The organism is uncultured Spongiibacter sp., assembly GCF_964011655.1.
Lineage (GTDB): Bacteria > Pseudomonadota > Gammaproteobacteria > Pseudomonadales > Spongiibacteraceae > Spongiibacter > Spongiibacter marinus.
In genome coordinates this window covers 111,918-131,357 of the sequence record NZ_CAXGPO010000006.1, presented here as the reverse complement: position 1 = coordinate 131,357, position 19,440 = coordinate 111,918, and the positions used below count along the sequence as shown (strand labels likewise).

At 56.5% G+C, this 19,440-nt stretch carries 16 protein-coding genes; 6 read left to right on the top strand and 10 right to left on the bottom strand.

The features are described from left to right. Positions 1-239 precede the first annotated feature (239 nt). Positions 240-890, top strand: a complete 651-nt coding sequence (locus ABNS66_RS05150) for a response regulator transcription factor (protein WP_286696158.1) — start codon at positions 240-242, stop codon at positions 888-890. A 35-nt stretch (positions 891-925) separates the two neighbouring features. Here the strand turns inward: ABNS66_RS05150 and ABNS66_RS05145 are convergent, their stop codons facing one another. Further along, positions 926-2,878 (bottom strand): metallophosphoesterase, encoded by a 1,953-nt coding sequence (locus ABNS66_RS05145; RefSeq protein ID WP_286839682.1) that lies wholly within the window; start codon positions 2,876-2,878, stop codon positions 926-928. Between the two features lie 152 nt (positions 2,879-3,030). Beyond that, a complete protein-coding gene (locus ABNS66_RS05140; RefSeq protein WP_286839680.1) occupies positions 3,031-6,582 on the bottom strand; it encodes a NahK/ErcS family hybrid sensor histidine kinase/response regulator in 3,552 nt (1,183 codons plus the stop codon). Between the two features lie 197 nt (positions 6,583-6,779). Here ABNS66_RS05140 and rapA point away from each other — a divergent pair, with 197 nt between their 5' ends. Next, positions 6,780-9,653, top strand: coding sequence for an RNA polymerase-associated protein RapA (gene rapA / locus ABNS66_RS05135; RefSeq protein ID WP_286839678.1), 2,874 nt, complete (start codon positions 6,780-6,782; stop codon positions 9,651-9,653). A gap of 24 nt (positions 9,654-9,677) precedes the next feature. Further along, entirely contained in the window at positions 9,678-9,947 is a 270-nt protein-coding gene (locus ABNS66_RS05130) for a hypothetical protein (protein WP_027874226.1), read from the top strand. A gap of 27 nt (positions 9,948-9,974) precedes the next feature. Here ABNS66_RS05130 and trxC read toward each other — a convergent pair whose 3' ends face one another. The 4 genes from trxC to ABNS66_RS05110 form a co-directional block, all read right to left on the bottom strand. Beyond that, complete coding sequence (gene trxC / locus ABNS66_RS05125; RefSeq protein ID WP_286839676.1) at positions 9,975-10,418, bottom strand: thioredoxin TrxC; 444 nt, start codon at positions 10,416-10,418, stop codon at positions 9,975-9,977. A 61-nt stretch (positions 10,419-10,479) separates the two neighbouring features. Further along, positions 10,480-11,547 carry an alpha/beta hydrolase gene (locus tag ABNS66_RS05120; RefSeq protein WP_286839673.1) on the bottom strand — a complete coding sequence of 356 codons (1,068 nt, stop codon included), beginning with the start codon at positions 11,545-11,547 and terminating at the stop codon, positions 10,480-10,482. A 42-nt stretch (positions 11,548-11,589) separates the two neighbouring features. Further along, complete coding sequence (gene tmpT, locus ABNS66_RS05115; protein WP_286839670.1) at positions 11,590-12,225, bottom strand: thiopurine S-methyltransferase; 636 nt, start codon at positions 12,223-12,225, stop codon at positions 11,590-11,592. Between the two features lie 39 nt (positions 12,226-12,264). Then, positions 12,265-12,531, bottom strand: a complete 267-nt coding sequence (locus ABNS66_RS05110) for a DUF2798 domain-containing protein (protein WP_286839668.1) — start codon at positions 12,529-12,531, stop codon at positions 12,265-12,267. A 137-nt stretch (positions 12,532-12,668) separates the two neighbouring features. Between ABNS66_RS05110 and ABNS66_RS05105 the strand changes: the two genes are divergently transcribed. Both ABNS66_RS05105 and ABNS66_RS05100 read left to right on the top strand, forming a co-directional pair. Next, positions 12,669-13,553: a LysR family transcriptional regulator gene (locus ABNS66_RS05105; RefSeq protein WP_286839666.1), complete on the top strand. Its 885-nt coding sequence runs from the start codon at positions 12,669-12,671 to the stop codon at positions 13,551-13,553. Between the two features lie 98 nt (positions 13,554-13,651). Further along, positions 13,652-14,008: a nuclear transport factor 2 family protein gene (locus tag ABNS66_RS05100; RefSeq protein WP_027874224.1), complete on the top strand. Its 357-nt coding sequence runs from the start codon at positions 13,652-13,654 to the stop codon at positions 14,006-14,008. A gap of 58 nt (positions 14,009-14,066) precedes the next feature. Here the strand turns inward: ABNS66_RS05100 and ilvN are convergent, their stop codons facing one another. Then, positions 14,067-14,558, bottom strand: a complete 492-nt coding sequence (gene ilvN / locus ABNS66_RS05095) for an acetolactate synthase small subunit (protein ID WP_022959484.1) — start codon at positions 14,556-14,558, stop codon at positions 14,067-14,069. Next, the gene (locus tag ABNS66_RS05090; protein ID WP_286839661.1) at positions 14,558-16,306 is read right to left on the bottom strand and encodes an acetolactate synthase 3 large subunit; all 1,749 of its coding nucleotides are present in this window, start codon (positions 16,304-16,306) and stop codon (positions 14,558-14,560) included. Before ABNS66_RS05090 ends, ilvN begins: the two co-directional genes overlap by 1 nt. Positions 16,307-16,838: 532 nt before the next feature. Between ABNS66_RS05090 and ABNS66_RS05085 the strand changes: the two genes are divergently transcribed. Continuing rightward, the gene (locus ABNS66_RS05085) at positions 16,839-17,249 is read left to right on the top strand and encodes a DUF4124 domain-containing protein (protein ID WP_286839657.1); all 411 of its coding nucleotides are present in this window, start codon (positions 16,839-16,841) and stop codon (positions 17,247-17,249) included. Positions 17,250-17,258: 9 nt separating this feature from the next. Here the strand turns inward: ABNS66_RS05085 and ABNS66_RS05080 are convergent, their stop codons facing one another. Beyond that, entirely contained in the window at positions 17,259-18,326 is a 1,068-nt protein-coding gene (locus ABNS66_RS05080) for a HupE/UreJ family protein (RefSeq protein ID WP_348655237.1), read from the bottom strand. Beyond that, positions 18,323-19,429: a hypothetical protein gene (locus tag ABNS66_RS05075; protein WP_286839652.1), complete on the bottom strand. Its 1,107-nt coding sequence runs from the start codon at positions 19,427-19,429 to the stop codon at positions 18,323-18,325. Before ABNS66_RS05075 ends, ABNS66_RS05080 begins: the two co-directional genes overlap by 4 nt. Between the last annotated feature and the right edge of the window lie 11 nt (positions 19,430-19,440).

Here is a 19,440-nt window from a genome sequence, read left to right as displayed (position 1 = left end):
GCCCTGGGCGATATCTCCACGCTTGCCGATCCCTCAGTTGTTGCACGGCTTATTGAGGGACATCAACACATCAACGAAAACGCTGCGTAAACTGAATGTGCAGATGCGGGGTGGTGACTCTCTCCTCCACCCCGAGAAGCCGGGTCTTTACCACAGGCTTTTCCTAAGCGCTTGCCCCGCACTGCGGGGCTTTTTTATACTGGCCTAATCGAAAAACAATAACGGAACAATGAGGCCCCATGACCCAGCGATTTCTGATCGCCGACGATCACCCGCTTTTCCGCTCGGCCATGCGCGGTGCCCTGAGCGCGAGCTTTCCGACTGCACGCATTGACGAGGTCGGCGATATCGGCAGCCTTCAACAGGCCATCGACGAAGACAGCGATATCGATCTACTGCTGCTGGACTTACATATGCCCGGCGCACAGGGCTTTAGTGCCTTAGTCCACCTGGAGGCCCAGCACCCGGAAATACCGATTATGGTGGTGTCTGCCTCTGAAACCGAGGAAGTGATGTGCCGCGCCATTGATTACGGCGCCAGCGGTTTTTTGCCCAAGAGTAGTTCGCCAGAACAGATCAGCACCGCCATTGCACAAGTGCTACAAGGAGAGCGCTGGCTGCCGGAAAATGTGCGTTATCAGCAAGCCAGCAGCAGCGATGAAAAATCGATCGCCGAGGTCGTGGCAAGCTTGACGCCTCAGCAGTTTCGCGTTGCCAGTTATTTAGTGCAGGGACTGCTGAACAAGCAGATTGCCTGGGAGCTGAATGTCACCGAGGCCACGATCAAAGCCCATATCACTGAAATTTTTCGCAAACTCAGTGTGCATTCGCGAACACAGGCCGTGCTGATGCTGAGCCAGTTAGACGTGAACACGCCCACTGTAGAGTAAACGGAGCCGCAAGGCGGCTCCGCACCGTCGACGGCCTAGCGGCGTATCACCGCGATCTCGGTATCGGCATCCAATACTGCCCACCACTGTCTGGCGTTGGTATCGTAACCCAGCAGGGGCTGACTCTCACAAGCCGCTGCGCGGTTTGGCATGGCGCCGATAAAGCCCTCCTGCCAGGCACTTTCAACAACACACTCCGGCGTGGCGATAGCCTGCCAACCTTGCGCCGTTTTCTGCGCCAGAATACTGCTGGCAAAGGACAGCGACTCACTCACTGTAAAAGCCACCGCATAGGGGTCGGCCTTGGCCGTGCTGATATCCCAGCTCTGTGTCGCGCTGCCAGGCAACACGGTGGGCGCCTTGGCCGTGCCGTCTGGTTGCGACAGTGGCAGGCCGGTATCAGCGGCAATATCCCGCTCGCCACCATAAGCCCCCTGGTAAACCCCGGTTTGGTTTTGCATGCCGCTGATAAGCAACCGATCCGTCAAAGTGTCTGCGGTCTTGCCTTGCCAGCTCAAGGTCACGTGTTCTTTCAGGTCGATCGTCGTTTCAGGAATCAGCAGCACATTCTCGGCTTCATCAGGTACCGCGCGATAGCGATTATTCAGGTTAGGCGTCCAACTCTCGTGGTATTGGTAAAGCCACTGATAAGCGAGCCGCGTTAAATCCATCAAGGATTCCGCGCGAGAGAAGCCGGACACATATTCCATATCGCGGGTGCGTGTGTCCGTGCGGTTAAAGGTGTCATTATCGCCACCCACCAAACGCGCTGACGAGCCGTCATCAGCAAGGCAGGTATCGGTAATATATTCGGTCTGGAACACCAGCACGGAACGTGTGGCGTCGGGAATCGAGTTGGGATAGACCACGGTTTCACAGCGGTTCTTGGCCCGCGAGAACTGATCCATCAACACCCACTGCGCGTCAAAGTCCTGGCTTGAATCATTGCTGCGCGCCTGGTGCTCCGCGTAGTAGGACTGATAGTCAACGCGGTCGCCATCAAAGCGCAATATCGACGAGTTCACGTCAAAGTGATCCGAGCCTTTGCTTTCACTGTACGTGGCATTTTTCTGAGACACGATCGCTTGCACCAACTCGCGCTCGCCATAGCGAAATTCATAGCCCTTGTATGAAGCATTACCCGCCATGATCTGGGTATACACCCCCATTTGGTAGTTGCCTCCCGAAGGCGTGGAGCTTGCGGGAAAGGTTGTTTGCATGGTCGTGGCGGAGATCAACGAGCGCTGATACTGATGCTCATGGCCTTGCACATAAATAACATCGTGCTCAGCAAAGAACTCACGAATGTCTTTTTGAACACCGTATACCCAGTCATCACCCTTGGTACCTTCTACAATTTGCTCGCGAGTCTGGCCGTATTTCGCGCCGATCAAACCGTCGTGACTGGCAACAACAATGTGCTCAACATCGGCGTTTTCAGCCACGACGTCTTTTATCCAGTCAATCGCCAAGGGTAGGTTGTAGTAGGCCAGACCAATAATGAGTACGTTGCTGCGCACAACGTAGTAGTTCACCCATTCATAACCGGGCATGTGCACCGCGTCCTCGGGAATGTAATTGCGCATATTGGCAATCCACTCCGTCGTGTAGGCATAGTTCATTTCGTGATTGCCCATTACCGGCAAAAATTCAATGCCGCCGTCTCTGAAGTCTTCGGCGACCGATGTCCACTCGTCCCATTCAACCGTGCTGCCCTTGTCGGTGAGGTCACCGACAGCGATGACTAAATCCACGCCCTTGGCCGACTGATGTTTCAGCACCTCCCGCATCGGATACATCGCAACGTGTGCCTGGCCCTGTGCATCGGATCCGCCCTGGGTATCCGGAAGTAAACCAATGCTGAATGGCTCGGTACGCACCGGCGAGGAGTTTGCGCCACTGGAACTGTCGCTATCTGAGTTACAGGCCGTTAGCGCGCTGGCAAAAAGAAGACCGCCGAGTAAACGACGGGAAATTGAGAAAGTCATAGTAAGTCCGCTGTAGTGAGGTGTTTTTGGTGGATTGCCTAAAAAACAGCGGACATTAGACCGGCGAGAAGTGACAACCCCATTGCAGGGTTGTGAAACTCTGGCGACGTTTTTATGACACAGCAACTATGTCGCAAAATGTCCTTTATGCGCTAACCCAGTCCCCTCGCCATTTTACGCATTAAGCCACGCAGCGCCGCCGGCTTAACGGGCTTAGCAAGGAAGCGATAGCCCGCATCGATGACCGACCGGCGAACTGCATCACTGTTGTCGGCACTGATAACAATTGCCGGGAGCGACTTGCCCCAGTGATAGCTCAGGGTTTGCAATAACTCTAGCCCCGTCTCACCGCCGTCCAAGTGATAATCTGCCAGCACAATATCGGGCGGCGTATCCAGCGGCCACTGACTCAATACATCGCTAAGCGATGCACCGGCAAATACGCGGCACTGCCACTGCGCCAGCAGGCTCTGCATTCCCGCGCGAATCGCCGCTTCATTGTCCACACACAGCACCGTTAGCCCCGCGAGTTCTGACTGCAGTGCCTCTTCGGCGACCGCAGCAGCTTCGCTCGCGGCAACCGCATTGACGATAGGTACCGTGATAGAGAACACCGTGCCGCGTCCAGGAACAGAAACCATGCGCAAGTCATGCCCTAGCAGGCTACTGATACGGCGAACAATCGATAAACCCAGTCCCAGGCCAGCTTCGGTTTCACGGTGAGCGGCGTCGTTTGCGCGCTCAAACTCGTCAAAAATACGTTGCTGATCCTGCTCAGCAATACCCGGCCCGGTATCGAGCACCTGAATACTCAGTTGCTCTCCCTGTCGCCGACAACCCAATAATACCGTGCCCTGCGGGGTGTATCGCAGGGCATTACTAAGCAGGTTTTGCACTACCCGGCGCAGTAGGTGGCGGTCACTGCGAACCCAAAGCGAACAGGGTGCAACGCGCAATGTCAGGCCGCTGCGCTGAGCAATCACCGAAAACTCACGGCCCATGGTGTCGAGCAATGACTGTATGGCAAAGCTTTCAAGCTGGGGCTGCATTCTCCCGGAGTCCAGGCGCGCAATTTCGCGCAGGGAGGTAATCAGGGTTTCCGCGCCGGCCAGTGCTTCGTCAATGTGTTTCACATCGCTGCTTAGCGAACTGGCGCCAGCCGCCTGCTCTTCCACTTTGCCCGACAGTGCGGCGGTGAAAAGCCTGGCAGCATTGATGGGTTGCAATAGGTCGTGACTGGCCGATGCCAAAAAGCGATTTTTACTGGCGTAAACGGTATTCAATTCCCGCTCAATGCGCGCTCGCGTGGCGTTTTCCTCTTCCAGGGACTGATTCACGGTCTCTAGCTCGGAGGTTCGAGCTGCCACCCTTTCCTCCAATTGCGACTTGGCGGCTTCCAGCTCGTTAAAGATTCGCCGGTACTCGCTAATATCGGTATAGGTGGTTACATAGCCACCATTGGCCATCGGGGTGCCGCAAATTTCAATGACCAAACCATTGGGTAGCAGGCGCTCCAGGCGATAGGGTTTTGCCCCCTGCAACAGCCCCAGGCGCCGCCGAATGGCCGCATCAACATCGCTATCGGCGTCGTGCAAATAACCGCGCTCGGCATTGTATTGGTAGATCTTGGCAATTGGGCAACCGACATAAAGCAGGCGCTCAGGGAAATTAAACAGGTCGACGTAGCGCTGGTTCCAGGCGACCAGGTTGAGGTTACCGTCGACCACGCTAACCCCTTGTGGGATAGTCTCTAACGTGATTTGCAGCAGATCCTGACCAAACTGAATTTGCCGCGAGGTCGTACCGATCAGCGACACAAATTCATCGATATCCAGCGGCTTGCGCTTGGCCAGCAGTTCCAGTGTTCGGTGCGCCGACACCGCGCCGACAATCGAAGCCAGCGACTCTTCGACATCTTTAATAACAAAGCGCGGCACGCGGTCACTCGGCAATAGGCGATGGCCCAGTCGCTGCTCAAAGCGCTGCCACATTCGCTCGCTGCGCCCGTCTCCGAGTAGCGGCACTAACAGGCGGTGAAGCTGCCAGGCATCGATATCAGTGAGTTCCAACTCCGCTTGTAATTGGCGGCGCTCGACCCGCACCTCGGTAAAACTGCGCGCCTGACGCATATCGATGCTGCTAAAACGACAGCGCCGGGAGATCAGCACCATTAGCAAACTGTTGACGGCCAGACTCCAAAACACGCCGTGACTCAGCGCGTCACCAAAATCAAAGCCCATCAGCGCTTCCGGACGCAGCCATTGCCAGCCCATCGGGCCGCTGCTCACCAAACTGTGGTCCTGCCCCAGCACCGCCGGCAGTAGTAGCGTGTAGGCCCATAAAAAGCCACCGGCTAGCAGGCCAACCACTACCCCCTTGGCATGCCCCCGATTCCAGTACAGGGCACCGATAATACCGGGCAACAGCTGCGCTGCGGCGGCGAACGACAACAAACCAAGTGAAGCGAGGCCGCCGTGAGCACTGAGCTGCTGCTCCAGCAGCCAGGCAGCAAACAGTACCGCCGCAATGGCAATGCGCCGCACTTGCTGCAACCACCGAGCGTTGATCTCGTGCCCCTGACGAAAGCGCTGCCAGAGTGGCACCAGCCATTCATTACAGACCATTACCGACAAAGTCACACAGGCGACAATCACCATGCCGGTAGCGGCTGACATCCCGCCTAGCAGCGCGATAACCGCCAGCTGGTTGTTCCCCATATGCAATGGCAGCGAAACCACCAACATGTCGGCGGTGCCCACACTGGGCAGCAAGCTCATTCCCGCGATCGCAATGGGTGCGATCATTGCGCAAAAGGCGAGCAAATACAGCGGAAAAATCCAACGAGCCAGGCGCATATCACGGCGGCTGTGGTGCTCGACAACCATCACGTGAAACTGGCGGGGCAGGCAAACAATTGCCGCCACAGCCAACAGCATCTGCGTAAAAAAGTTGGTCAGATCCGGTAATTGCGAAAAATGCCCCCAGTGTAATGGGGCCGAGTCACTGCTCCACAGCAAGCCCAGCGCAAATACCCCTACCATGACAAATGCCGCCAGCTTAACGATGGACTCAATCGCTACCGCCGCCATTAGGCCGCGATGTCGCTGCCGCTTCTCGACAACGCGCGTACCAAATGCAACGGTAAACAGCACAAGTATTAACGCCGCGATAAAGCTGGTGCTCCCGGGGTCGACAAATGACACCGTGCCAAACATCTCGCCGGTAAAGCTCTGCGAGCCCACATCTTCGGCGCGCTGGTCCCACAAGTGCTTTACGCTGGTCCACGCCTGAGTAATCGCCTTCAATTGCAGGGCGATATACGGCAGGCTCCCCAATACCGCCAGAAAGGTCACCAGCGCGGCCAACAGTTGGTTCTTGCCGTAGCGTGAGCCCATGAAGTCGGCAATCGACGTTACCCGATTGCGGGTGCTCATCACCGACAGGCGACGCAAAAACGGCCAGCCAACCACAAACAGCAAAATTGGCCCGAGGTAAATTGGCAAAAAGCCCCAGCCACTCTCCACGGCCTCGCCCACGGCACCGAAAAAGGTCCAGGAGCTGCAATATACCGCGAGAGACAAGCTGTAAATTAACGGTCGAAAACGACGCGGCCATTCGGCGCGGCGGTCAGCCCACCAGGCGATGAAAAACAACACCCCAAAATAGAGAAAGGCCAGTAGCATGACCCACTGATTTGCTGGCACTGTATGCCTCTTATTCGTTATTGCTGTCGACGGCCCAGTCTACCCCAGCGTTTACAGCTGTGCATGCGACTAAAGTCTATGGCCGAAAAGTGGCCCTATTCCCGACTTCCCCGGGGCGCCAAGCCTTCCCCTTAGCGGCTGCGACGCGTAAGATGCCTGCCCGAAAATCGCCCGACGAGACTAGACCAAAGCCCGTTATGCCAGAGACTTTTTATCCCGGCCAACGCTGGATTAGTACCCCCGAGCCAGACCTTGGCCTCGGCATCATTCTTGAAGCAGCTAACCGCCGGGTGGTGATCGCCTTCCCCGCCGCCGAGGAAGAGCGTACCTACGCCGCGGATCGCGCGCCGCTGTCGCGCGTGCAGTTTCAGCCTGGCGATGAAATCAATGTGCCCGAACTGCCGCCAATGACGGTTGAAGACGTTCAGGAACACAATGGCTGCCTGGTGTATTTTGCCGCCGACAGCAACGGCGAACTGCAGCCCATTCCGGAGCAAATCCTCAGCGCGCAAATTCAACTTCACAGCGCGCGTGACCGCCTATTGGCCGGACAGCTCGACCACACCAAACGCTACGAGTTGCGCGTAAGCACGCTTGAACAACGCAATCGCGCACGCGCCAATCACAGCCGAGGGCTGCTCGGCCCGCGCGTCGAGTTACTTCCCCATCAGTTTTATATTGCCCGCAACGTGGCCCAGCGACACCAGCCACGCGTGCTGCTGGCAGACGAAGTCGGCCTGGGCAAAACCATCGAAGCTGGCCTTATTCTTCACCAACAGCTGCTGGAAGAGCGCATCCAGCGGGTACTGATTTTGGTGCCCGACAGCCTGGTTCACCAGTGGCTGGTGGAAATGCGCCGCCGCTTTAATCTGAACTTCAGTATTTTTGACGAGGCCCGCTGCCGGGAAATCGACCCGTATCGCGACGACGCCGACAGCGTGTTTTTTGACGAGGAAGAAGAAAAAGCCCGCGAGCAAAACCCCTTTGAAAGCGAGCAGCTGCTGATCGCATCAATCGACTGGCTGGCCAGCCACCCTCGTCGGGTGAGCCAGCTTGAAGCCGCGGGTTGGGATACGCTGATAGTTGACGAGGCCCACCACCTGCAATGGCAGGAGACCGGCGAGCAAACGCCGGGCTACGCCATGCTGGAAACCCTCTGCAGCGCCACCCCCTCTGTGCTGCTACTGACGGCAACCCCAGAGAACGCCGGGATCGACGGCCATTTCGCGCGCCTGCGCCTGCTTGACCCAGAGCGCTACAACGACCTGCAGGCCTTTCGCGACGAGCAGCGCGACTACACAGACATTAGCGAGCTGATTAACCGGGTGCGCGACAAGGATGCCGACAGCGGCTTACAAGACGCGTTGCGCTCCTACCTGGATAGCGACTTACTCACCACTTTCGCCAATGACCCGCAGAGCCATCGCCAGGCGGTCTTCGATGCACTGCTTGATCGATTCGGCACCGGCCGCAGTTTGTTTCGCAACAGCCGCGCCTCAGTGGGTGGTTTCCCCGCCCGGGCCCTGCACGAGCACCCGTTGTCGGCCCCTGCACTCTATACCGCAGCGGCGGATGAGCTGCCGCTCCACGACCGCCTGCACCCTGAACCGCTGCTCGGAGATGACTGGCCGGACATCGACCCTCGCGTGCAGTGGCTGGAAAAATTCCTCCTCGCCCAGCCCGACGCTCGCTGCTTGCTGATTTGCGCCGATACCAATACTGCCCGCGAGCTCGAGCTCTACATGCGGTTGCGCCGCGGTATTGCCAGTGCGATATTCCACGAAGAAATGAGCCTGATGGAGCGCGACCGCGCGGCGGCCTACTTTGCCGATCCCGACGACGGCGCTCAGCTTTTGGTATGCAGCGAAATCGGCAGCGAGGGCCGCAACTTTCAGTTTGCCGAACACCTCGTTCTATTCGATCTCCCGCTGAACCCGGACCTGCTGGAGCAGCGTATTGGTCGTCTGGACCGCATTGGCCGCCAAGGGGATGTCAATATTCATGTGCCCTACTACAGCGGCAGTGCACAGCAAGCGCTGCTGAATTGGTATCGCGACGCCATGGCCATATTTACCGAACCATGCACCATCGGTAGCGCCATGATGCAGCGCTATGAAAGCCAGCTGGTCGCGGCGCTGGAAGATTCCACCGAAGCCGTCGATGCCCTGCTGTCAGAAGCGGCAAGCACCGCAGCAAGCCTGCGCGCTGAGCTGCACTCTGGTCGCAATCAACTGCTGGAATTAAATTCCTGCCGCCGCGACCAGGCTGACGCGCTGGTAGCCCAAGTGGCTGAAGAGCAACGCAGCGAGGAGCTGGCCGCCTATCTGGAACAATTGGCTGACCAGTTTGGCCTTGAGCACGAAGACCACAGTGACCAGGCTATTATCCTTCGGCCCGGCGATCATATGCTCAGCGATGCTTTCCCACAGTTACCCGAGGAAGGCCTGACCGGCACTTTCGACCGACGTCGCGCGTTGAGCCGCGAGGACATGGCGTTTCTCACCTGGGAGCACCCGCTACTGCGCGATGCCATGGAGCTGATCGCCAACGGCGATTTCGGCAGTGCCACAATGTGCACACTCGCGGTGAAGGGCTTACCCGCCGGCAGTATGCTGTTGGAAACCTTCTTTAACCCTTCGCTGCAAGCCCCTGCGGCATTGGCACTCGATCGCTTCCTGCCCGCCCAGAGTGAGCGGATTTTGCTGGATACTCAGGGCCGGCAACTCAGTGACAAGGTCAGCCACGCCCAACTCAACAGCCTCTGCCAACACGTTAAGAAAGGCCTGGTGCCGGCGTTAATGCGGCAAATCCGCGAGCCCTTAACCGCGTTGCTAAACAACGTGGAGGGCATTGCCAAACAGCTGGAAAGTCAGTGGCGTGAGCAGGCTCTAACCGCCTACGAGCAGGCGCGCAGCAGTGAGCGTGCGAGACTACTGGCACTTGCCGAGCGCAATCCAGACATTGACGAGCAGGCCGTGCAGCGCTTCGATAGTGAAACCGAACAGGGCCGTACTCATCTCGGGGCCTTGCGGCTAAATACCCACGCGCTGCGACTGGCCATTATCAGCTAAGTTGCCACCGACAGGAGAGCGCCGATGTTTCTTTTTTCCATGAACGCCAGCTCACGCAAGGACCAAGGTGAGTTTAAAAAAGACGAGGAAGTGCCCTTTATTGTCTACATCGACTTTAAAGATCTGTTTGGCGCAGAGCAGCTCGCAACCCTATTTGTGATGCGCGAGGGCTTTCGTGACGTAAAGGTGCTTAAGCGCAGGCAGATCAAGGTCGACGCCGCCTTGGAGAAGGACCCGCAAGTTCAAGAGGCCATTAACAAAGGCTATTGCGTGCAGGCCTTCAGCGCCCACTGATTTATTGCGAAAAAGTCGTTGCCCACGCTACGCCGTGGGCACATGCTGGCGCAGCCACTGCTGAAATTGCACCTTCGGCAAAGCGCCTGACAGGCGAGCGATTTCTCGCCCCTGGTGAAACACGACCAACGTGGGAATGGAGCGAATTTGATAAGCTGCTGCTGCCTGTTGCTGGGCCTGTGTATCCACCTTCAGAAAGCACGCACGCGTCGCTTCTTCTGCGGCAACGCTGCTATACACCGGCGCGAAACTTTTGCAGGGGCCGCACCACGGCGCCCAAAAATCCACAACTACCGGCTGGCTACTGTGCTGTCGAAAGCGCTGCAGGGTTGCGCTGTCCGCCGTGACGACCTGTCCATCTAATAATGGCGCACGGCATTTTCCGCATACCGGGCCGTCATCTAAACGACTGTCGGGTATACGATTGATCGCCCCGCACGCAGGGCATGGCAGTTGTTGGCTCGCCGTCACGACAATTCCTCTTTCATCCACAACAGTAGTTATCGGGACGAAAAACCGGATTTCAAGTGGCTCACGCCCCTGCCGCGAGCAAGGTTAAAAACGCGCTAATGGCGCTGTTTACTGGCTCTGGCTTTTCCAATTGGACGAAGTGACCGGCATCCGGCACCAGAACGAGTGGCTGCAAATCGGGAATACGCTGACGCATTCTCGCGACCATCTCATCATCTAACGAGGCCACCACGGGGTCGGATTCACCGGCAATAAAAAGTGCAGGTACGGTAATATTCTGCGCAGCGTAGGCCGCGCCGATGTGCCAATTTTCGTCGGCCACCCGGTAGCTTGCCAAGGCACCACTGAAGGCGTTATCGGCACCGGCGCGCAAATAATCGTCGACGATGACCGCCATATCGTCCTCACTCATCCACGGCCACGGCAGGCTCGGCGCCGGTGGCAGCACATCCAGATACGCGGTGCCCTGGGAGGGGAAGCTCCCCCAATCGCCGAGGCTGCCCTCAGCGCTTAACGCCCAGTATATGCGGCGTAAAAATTCGCCGGCATTATGGCCGAGCTCGCGATCGGCCACACCGGGGCGCTGGAAATACTGCGCGTGTAAAAATTGCTGCTCTGCAATTGCAGCAAAACCCACACTGGGCGGATGTAGTGGCGATGCTACCAGCAGGGAGTCGGCATGGAGCGCCTGCAGTTGTGCGTCAGGCAAATGCCCCATACAGCTGCGGCCGTAGTAATCGTGATCAAAGGGCACGCTAATACCGACCACAGCCCGAACGCGCTCGGGCTGCCGGAGGGCGAGATTCCACACCAGTGATGCACCAAAATCCTGCCCGACAAACACCGCTTGTTGAATACCAAACGCATCCAGCAAGCCGCACATATCGCCAATTTGCTGGTTCATGTTATAGGCCGAGACGTCATCTGGGCGGCTGCTCTGACCGTAGCCGCGCATATCGGGCACCACAGCGGTATAACCAGCATCGGCCAGAACCTGCATTTGGCTGCGCCAGTTTGACCAATGACCGGGATAACCATGGCAAAGCACAACCCAGGGGCCTTCTCCCTGACACCGAATGTGTAAGTGAATCCCGTTAACCTCGACCCGTTGCTGGCGCATGCCGGCCATAACATCACCCTCTGGTTGCAGCGTTTAACATCCGCCCCAACCTCAGGGAGTCAACAGCCAGACTTTCTCCTGTGCGGGGCATTGCCCCTTGAGTCCCCCAGGCACCGACTCGCAGTGCAATGGCTCAAGGGTATAGCGCTGCGCGTAGTGCCTATTTAGCTCGTCGTCACTAATGGCGAATGGCGGCCCCGGCATCGCGCTTTGCTGGTAGTCATAATTCACCAATAACTGCGGGGCCGCATCGGTCATTTGAATGAGATGCTGGGTATAGTGCTCGCGCATTTCTGTTGGCAGAGCGACCAGTGCGGCTCGATCATAGATGGCATCAACTGCCCCGAGTAGGGGCGCTGTTAGTGCAAAGATGTCACCCAAGTAGATATCCAACCCGGGGGCAGCATAGACGCTGAGCTCACCGAGCTCGGAGATCACCGGGGTTTCACCTAGCTCACTGAATAATTCTTCGACGGCAATGCGACTTAATTCAGCGCCAGCGACGTGCATCCCCTGCTGTCGAAGCCACGCAATATCACGTGTTTTCCCGCACAGGGGCAGAAAAATACGCGCTCCTCTGCTCAGGGCCAAGGCAGAGAAATAACGCTCCAGCATCGGGTTCGCCCCCGACGTATGAAAAGCGATATCTTTATCCGCCCATTTTTTGTGCCAAAACTCCGCGTCCATTTCCCTACCTCTTCCACACGCGCGGCGACTACCGCGCTATCAATTTGACCCCGGCACACCACCGGGATTCGCCTCAGACTTTGGTGCTTCAACACAGATCACCACCAGGCGGCGAACCAACGGTGACACCGCCGTTACCGTGGGAAAAGCCACCGTAAATGCCAACGCCCAGGCGCGCAGCCAAATACCGACAATACCGTCGACCGCGCCAATATTGATCAGGGAAATAAACAGCGACATCACCCCTGACATGATAAAAGACATGAAAAAAGCAAATACATAGCCAGCGTATCGTTGCGGTATCACGGCATCCTCCTTTGCGAGCAGGTTGCTCGGCGTAGATTTTTTTGCCCAACAAGGGCATAACACCTATGATAAGACAGCTACCATTTAAGGAACTATACGAAGTTTAATAAGTTTATATTTCATATTTGAAATTATATATGTATGACGATATCGCACTTTTTATCCATATCGCTCAGCAGGGCGGTCTCGGCAATGCAGCCAAGCATCTGGGGCTACCGCCAGCCACGGTGACCCGCCGACTGCAAAAATTGGAATACCAGCTGGGGTATAAATTGCTGCAGCGCTCAGCCCGCCAGTGCGTGCTCACAGTCGACGGCGAGGCGCTATACCACGCCTACGCCGAATTAATCGAACAATTTGACCAAACACGGCAGCAGCTGCGCAGTGACATGCAACAGCTGCGCGGAAAGTTGCGGGTCCTCGCGCCAAGCAATATTTCTCACGGCACACTGCGTCCCATGTGGCTGGGCTTTACCCGCGCCTACCCCGACATTCAGCTCGAGCTGCAACTGAGCAACCAGCTGCAGGATATGATTAAAACCAAGGCAGATATCGCCCTGCGCATCGGCCCTCAAGCTGACTCGTCGCTGTATCAAAAGAAGCTGGGGCAGATCGATAAGGTGGTCGTGGCGGCAGCCAGCTACCTGAACAAAGCCGGCGAGCCACAGCACCCCAGCGAATTGAAAGACCACCGTTTAGTCGGCACCACCATTTCCAGCAAATGGACACTGCGCCACGTTGAAACAGGGAACCTTCAGGAAATCCTCCCGCGTTTTGTCGCTCAGTTTAACGACACCACTTTCGCCAAATACATGGCTGTCGACGCGCAGGGGATCACATTGCTGCCGCTTAGCGAGGTGAAACCCGAGCTCGACTCCGGGCAGCTGGTGCAAGTCCTGCGCCAGTGGCAGGGGGAGCCGCGGGAGCTCTTTGCGGTGTGGCCAAGCGGCCGTCTATTGAGCGCCAAGGCGAAGTGCCTGCGTGACTATATGGCTGAATACATCGCGCGCCGCTTGTCCTGAAACACGCTGCGCGCCATCGGCAATGCCTTGACCGTATTCGTCATTACGGTGCCGAGAGGCCATCATTATACTGGGCGAATCACTGACAGGAGCCCACTATGGAAGTCCAAGATAAACTGAATGCCGTGCAGCGCTATGTCGATGCCTTTGAAACGGCGGACATCAACATTATTAAAGAACTCTACGCCGCCGATGCGACAGTCGAAGACCCCGTGGGAAGCGACATTCACAATGGTATCGACGCGATTGTGGCATTTTATGAGGGCGCACTCAGCGCAGGGATTAAATTGCAACTGAGCGGCACGCCGCGCTGTGCCGGCAGCGAAGTGGCCTTCCCTTTTCAAGTGAAGGGGCCAGGCATGAGTATCGATGTGATTGATGTGTTCAAATTCAATGCCGAAGGCAAAGTCGTGTCTATGCGCGCCTTCTGGGGCCCGGAAAATATGGCCAGCTAATCATTCCAGCCGAAAAAAAGGCGCCCAAGGGCGCCTTTTTTTACTGGCCAAGTCGCAACTACAAACTCAGCACTTTTTCGCCACGGGCAATACCCGACACACCACTGCGCACTACTTCCATAATGGCAGCTTCGCCAACGGCCTCCAGGAAGGAGTCCAGCTTGTCCGCTGCGCCTGTCACCTGAATGGTGTAGACACTGGGGCCGACGTCGACGATCTGGCCGCGGAAGATGTCAGTGCAGCGCTTGATCTCAGCGCGCTGCGCACCTGTCGCCCGCACTTTCACCAACATCAGCTCGCGCTCAATGTGCGCGCCCTCTGACAAATCGACCAACTTCACCACATCGACCAAGCGATTGAGATGCTTGGTGATCTGTTCGATCTTGTGATCGTCGCCAATCGTTGTCAGCGTTAGCCGCGACATCGTTGGGTCTTCAGTCGGCGCCACATTCAGCGTTTCGATGTTGTAGCCGCGCTGAGAGAACAGCCCGACAACACGCGACAGTGCGCCGGGCTCATTTTCCATAAGTACTGAAATAATCCGCCGCATTAGGTTCGCTCCGTTTTGTTCAACCACATGTCGCGCATCGAGCCATTCGGGGCCACGTGCATGGGATACACGTGCTCGTGCGGGTCGACATGAATGTCCATGAATACCAACTCATTCTTGCGGGCGAAGACTTCTTTCATCGCCTCTTCCAGATCACTCAGCTGCGTGACCTTAACCCCCGAGTGCTGGTAGGCCTCGGCCAGCTTGATAAAGTCTGGCAATGAGTCTTCATAGACACTTTCTGAGTAGCGACCGTCGTATTGCATGTCCTGCCACTGCTTAACCATGCCCAAGTAGCCGTTGTACAAGTTCAAGATTTTCACGGGAATCTTGTACTGCGCACAGGTAGACAGCTCCTGAATGTTCATCTGAATACTGCCCTCGCCGGTAACGCAGGCAACGTCCGCATCCGGGAAGGCCAACTTAACGCCCATCGCGGCTGGCAGGCCAAAGCCCATCGTTCCCAAACCACCGGAGTTGATCCAGCGGCGCGGTTCGTCGAACTTGTAGTACTGCGCGGCAAACATTTGGTGCTGACCTACGTCCGAGGTCACAAAGGCCTTGCCACCGGTTACCTTGCACAGCGTTTCGATAACCTGCTGAGGCTTGATATAGGGCGTTGTCGTATCGTAGCGCGGTGCCGTCCACAGGCCGTGGTGGTCACGCCACTCGTCGATCTGCTTCCACCAGTGGCCCAGCGCATCTTGATCCGGCAGTGTCGGTTCCTCGGCACGCAGCTCACGCACCAGCGCAATCAGTTCAGTTAACACCGAATCGACGGGGCCAACGATGGGAACATCGGCGTTGATCGTTTTAGAGATCGCCGCTGGGTCAATATCGATGTGAATGATCTTGGCACCCGGGCAGAACTTGCTCGTGGTATTGGTCACTCGGTCATCAAAGCGCGCGCCTACCGCCAGAATCACATCGCTGTGATGCATGGCGTTATTGGCTTCATAGAAACCGTGCATCCCGAGCATCCCCAGGAACTGGCGATCACTGCCAGGATAGGCACCAAGGCCCATCAGCGTATTGGTAACAGGGAAGTTCAACTCCTGGGCCAACTCGCGCAGCTGCGGTGAGGCATTGCCTTGCACCACACCGCCGCCAGCGTAAATAACCGGACGCTTGGCCGCCAGCAGCAGGCTCGCCGCCTTTTTAATTTGCCCACTGTGCCCGCGGCTCGCTGGCGTGTAGGACCGCAGCTTCACCTTCTTCGGGTAGTTGTACTCGTACTTGTCGTGGGGGTTGGTGAGATCTTTCGGCAGATCCACAACAACCGGCCCGGGGCGACCGCTGGAGGCGATATAAAACGCCTTCTTGATCATCTCGGGGATCTCTTCGGTTTTCGTCACCTGGAAGCTGTGCTTCACAATCGGCCGCGAAATACCGAGCATGTCGGTTTCCTGGAAGGCGTCCTCACCGATCAGGTGACTCATCACCTGCCCGGAAAGTACCACCATCGGAATAGAATCCATATACGCCGTGGCAATACCGGTAATGGCATTGGTGGCTCCGGGGCCGGATGTCACCAGCACCACACCGGGTTTACCCGTGGCACGGGCATAACCGTCTGCCGCATGGGTGGCCGCCTGCTCATGGCGCACCAGAATATGCGGCACCTTACAACTTTTGAAAAGCGCATCGTAAATATGTAATACCGCACCGCCGGGATAGCCGAAGATGAACTCAACACCTTCGTCTTCCAAAGCACGTGCGATCATTTCGCCGCCAGATAACAACTCCACTGAAAGACCCTCGCTTCAGTTTGAAACTTAAATTCCGTCGCCACGCCTCCGGCTGCCCACCGGAAACGCTCAATGTGAACGCCTAGATGCCGAAACACATACCTTCCGAGCACATTTGCTGGTGCTCGGGCGAATCGCCTAATGCCGCTGCTAGCAGCTATCTTTGCTTTGCGGGGTACGCAAAGCGGGCAATCTCGCAACACAGGTCATGTGTCTGCAGAGTGAATGGAACTACCTTGAGTAGCAGTGCAACAGCTTTAGTCACACTCTGTATATTGGCCGCAGGTAAGCAGCGCGGAAAACAGCCATCGCCACCCTAATTGGGAGGACGGTATATTTTTTAACCTCACCTGTTTTTTGTCAAGGCAATGGGTGCGCCAAGACCGTGTTTTTTCTGGCAATCTGGCTGTTTTGTGGTTTTGTGACAGCGCTTTTTGCGGCCCCGCTAGAATCTGCCATAATCAGCCCATCAATTATGTTGTTGTGGCCGCTGAATATGCGCAGAAATTTGCTGTTTTTATCCCTGATAAGTGTGAGCTTATTGACAAGCCACGCCGCCCTTGCGGCCAAGTCCGGTTACTACCGCTGGACCGATGCAGAGGGCGAGGTGCACTTCAGCCAAAAACCCCCGGTAGGAAAAGCCTACGAGTTTATCGAATCGCAAACCGGTAAACGCTCAGCCGCGACTGAAAGCGCTAACGATTCAGCAACGCCCCCACCTGAGTCCGAGCAGGACTTATCCCCGGACGCAAAAATGGAAGTGCTTCCGCCCAAGGACCCGGCAATTTGCCAGCAGGCGAAGAGAAATATGCAATCACTGAATGCAGCCGGGGCGCGAATTCGCGCAACCGGGAAGAATGGCGAAGTCCGCTACCTGACGCAGGAAGAGATTGAAGTGCAAAAACTGCGCGCTCAAGACGCGATTAAAGTGCACTGCGAATAACGCGCTCTGTTAAACACGTTGCCACGCCCACCACAATCCTGTGGCGGCAACCGCAAGTAATACAGCGGGATATCCCCAGCGGGTATAAAAGGGCTTTTTCTGGCAGTACACCAGAAGGGGTACCAGAGCCACCGTTACCACTAATTGCGCCGCCTCCACACCAATATTGAAACTGGCTAATGCCAGAACCGCACCGCTGCCCTCATCCATTAATCCGGCCAACATACTGGCAAAGCCAAAGCCGTGAATGAGCCCAAACACCCCCGCCAGCTGCCATTGAAACCGGTGGCGTTCGCCGACCAAGGCGGCCAACGCCGCAACGCTTATTGATAGCGCGATGACGATTTCGACAGGCTGAATGGGTAGCTGCCACCACCCCAGGGTTGCTGCAGTTAACGTAATACTATGAGATACCGTAAAAGCCGTCACAACGCCTGCGCAGCGCCATAGCAACGGTCTAAGCGACTCATCTGAGGAGGATGTCCTCACCAGAGGCAATAGCAAAGCCAACAAGAAAAGAAGGTGGTCGTAGCCCAACACCATGTGCAGGACACCTTCCTTGAAGAAGGCGGTTACGGTCGCCCAGGGCCCATGAGACTGCAAAGCCAGGGCTCTTTCGGAAGGTGTCAGTACACCGAGTAGCGGCTGCTCTGCCACATCATTTCGGTAGAGCAGCCTGTGAAGTGGATCGACATCAAAGAGCAAGTCGTAATTCAGCGTCAGCCTGTCCGGTTCAGCAAAACAAGGTGACTTAAGCCCCCATGCTGCATAGTACTCGCCGCTGTGGCTCGCTACGCCCAGGCGCTGTAATTTGAGGGGGCAATCGCCACCTTCCCGCGTTACACGGATACCTTTTAGAATAGATGCCTCAAGCCCCATCGTCGCACCGCGAAGCTCCTTGGCTGTCACCCGTCCATCCACTGGGTTTGTATCCAGATCGTAGATTCGCTGCAGATCTTCCACAGCAATATCTAGCCGCCATTGCTCCGAAGCGATATACAGATAACTGTCACTATTTTTATGCGCAAACAAGCTGGTACTGGCAAAGCAAAGAAAGAGAGCAAACCACCGACTCATTGTTGTGCTCCCTCTGCCGACCGACTGCGCACCAGTAACTGCTCGTCCGGCCATTCGCGCTGCTCTTGCCAATTACTACTAGCAACACGCAACGCCAGTTGCGGCTTGTCTACAACATCGAGCAAAAAGTGCGCATAAGCACGCTTGTGGAGCCGCTCCCCACGCCACTGAGCATCCTCAAACTTTTCGAGGAGTTCTTCCTTGAGCAGTAAATACTGCTTTTTGTGATCCACTGCGTTGGTTGCTGCCAGACTTTTTAGCGCGACCGCGCGACAAGTGAGTACGCCATCTGAGCGCGCTCCCTCGCTGATATCCAGTACCAACGCGTACTCACGCTGCTGCAATGCCGCAAGGCAAAAGCGATCCCGCACGTATTGATCACCTGGCGATAGCGCAGCGGCGGAGCGCCATAGCGAGAGCGCATCTGCACGGCGCCCCCGGTCAGCCAAGTCAGCCAGGCTGACCAATGACCAGTGTAATTCGGGGCCTGTGCCTTGCAGCATTTTTGCTCTTACGAGACCTTGCAGCGCCTCGAAAGCTTGCTCAATATCACTGGTGAGACCGCGCAAGTATTCGCGGCATGCTTGGAAATACAACGATGGACTGACGACGCCCAATTTCTCACAGTGCGATTTCGCAGCGTTGTATTCACCTCGCACAACGGCCAAATTCATGAGGGCAAGCAGCGTTTGCTCGTAGGGGCCATCGACTTCAGCCTCGCCTGCATTGCTAAGCACCTGCCATGCACTTTCGAGACCTTGCTGGGCCTCGTCAAACTTGTGAAGGCTCTCGGCAATTTGAGCCGTTAAAAAATGAAATCGCCATTTCAGAAGAGGAGAAAGAGTCGTAGGCGGCTCTAATTTGGCTAATACGCCGCTGGCCTCACCCAATCGCCGGGGGTTACCCTCACGCCGGTATTGCTGAAGATAATCTTGCACCTGAGCCAGCTGCTCTGCAGGCGGTCGATCCGACCTATCCACAGACTCAGTCTTAGCCTCAAAGGTAATTAGTTCGGTACTCGGCGCGGGCCAGGACGCGGCGGGGAAGGCGTATATACTCGCGCTAAAAAAGCCGATAAAAGCGGTAAGGATGAGTCCTTTCATATTATTTACTC

Excerpts from the sequence above, each read along its gene's own strand:
- ABNS66_RS05150 (WP_286696158.1), top strand. The coding sequence starts at position 240 with ATGACCCAGCGATTTCTGATCGCCGACGATCACCCGCTTTTCCGCTCG.
- ABNS66_RS05145 (WP_286839682.1), bottom strand. The coding sequence starts at position 2,878 with ATGACTTTCTCAATTTCCCGTCGTTTACTCGGCGGTCTTCTTTTTGCC.
- rapA (WP_286839678.1), top strand. The coding sequence starts at position 6,780 with ATGCCAGAGACTTTTTATCCCGGCCAACGCTGGATTAGTACCCCCGAG.
- ABNS66_RS05130 (WP_027874226.1), top strand. The coding sequence starts at position 9,678 with ATGTTTCTTTTTTCCATGAACGCCAGCTCACGCAAGGACCAAGGTGAG.
- ABNS66_RS05120 (WP_286839673.1), bottom strand. The coding sequence starts at position 11,547 with ATGGCCGGCATGCGCCAGCAACGGGTCGAGGTTAACGGGATTCACTTA.
- tmpT (WP_286839670.1), bottom strand. The coding sequence starts at position 12,225 with ATGGACGCGGAGTTTTGGCACAAAAAATGGGCGGATAAAGATATCGCT.
- ABNS66_RS05105 (WP_286839666.1), top strand. The coding sequence starts at position 12,669 with ATGTATGACGATATCGCACTTTTTATCCATATCGCTCAGCAGGGCGGT.
- ABNS66_RS05100 (WP_027874224.1), top strand. The coding sequence starts at position 13,652 with ATGGAAGTCCAAGATAAACTGAATGCCGTGCAGCGCTATGTCGATGCC.
- ilvN (WP_022959484.1), bottom strand. The coding sequence starts at position 14,558 with ATGCGGCGGATTATTTCAGTACTTATGGAAAATGAGCCCGGCGCACTG.
- ABNS66_RS05080 (WP_348655237.1), bottom strand. The coding sequence starts at position 18,326 with ATGAGTCGGTGGTTTGCTCTCTTTCTTTGCTTTGCCAGTACCAGCTTG.
- ABNS66_RS05075 (WP_286839652.1), bottom strand. The coding sequence starts at position 19,429 with ATGAAAGGACTCATCCTTACCGCTTTTATCGGCTTTTTTAGCGCGAGT.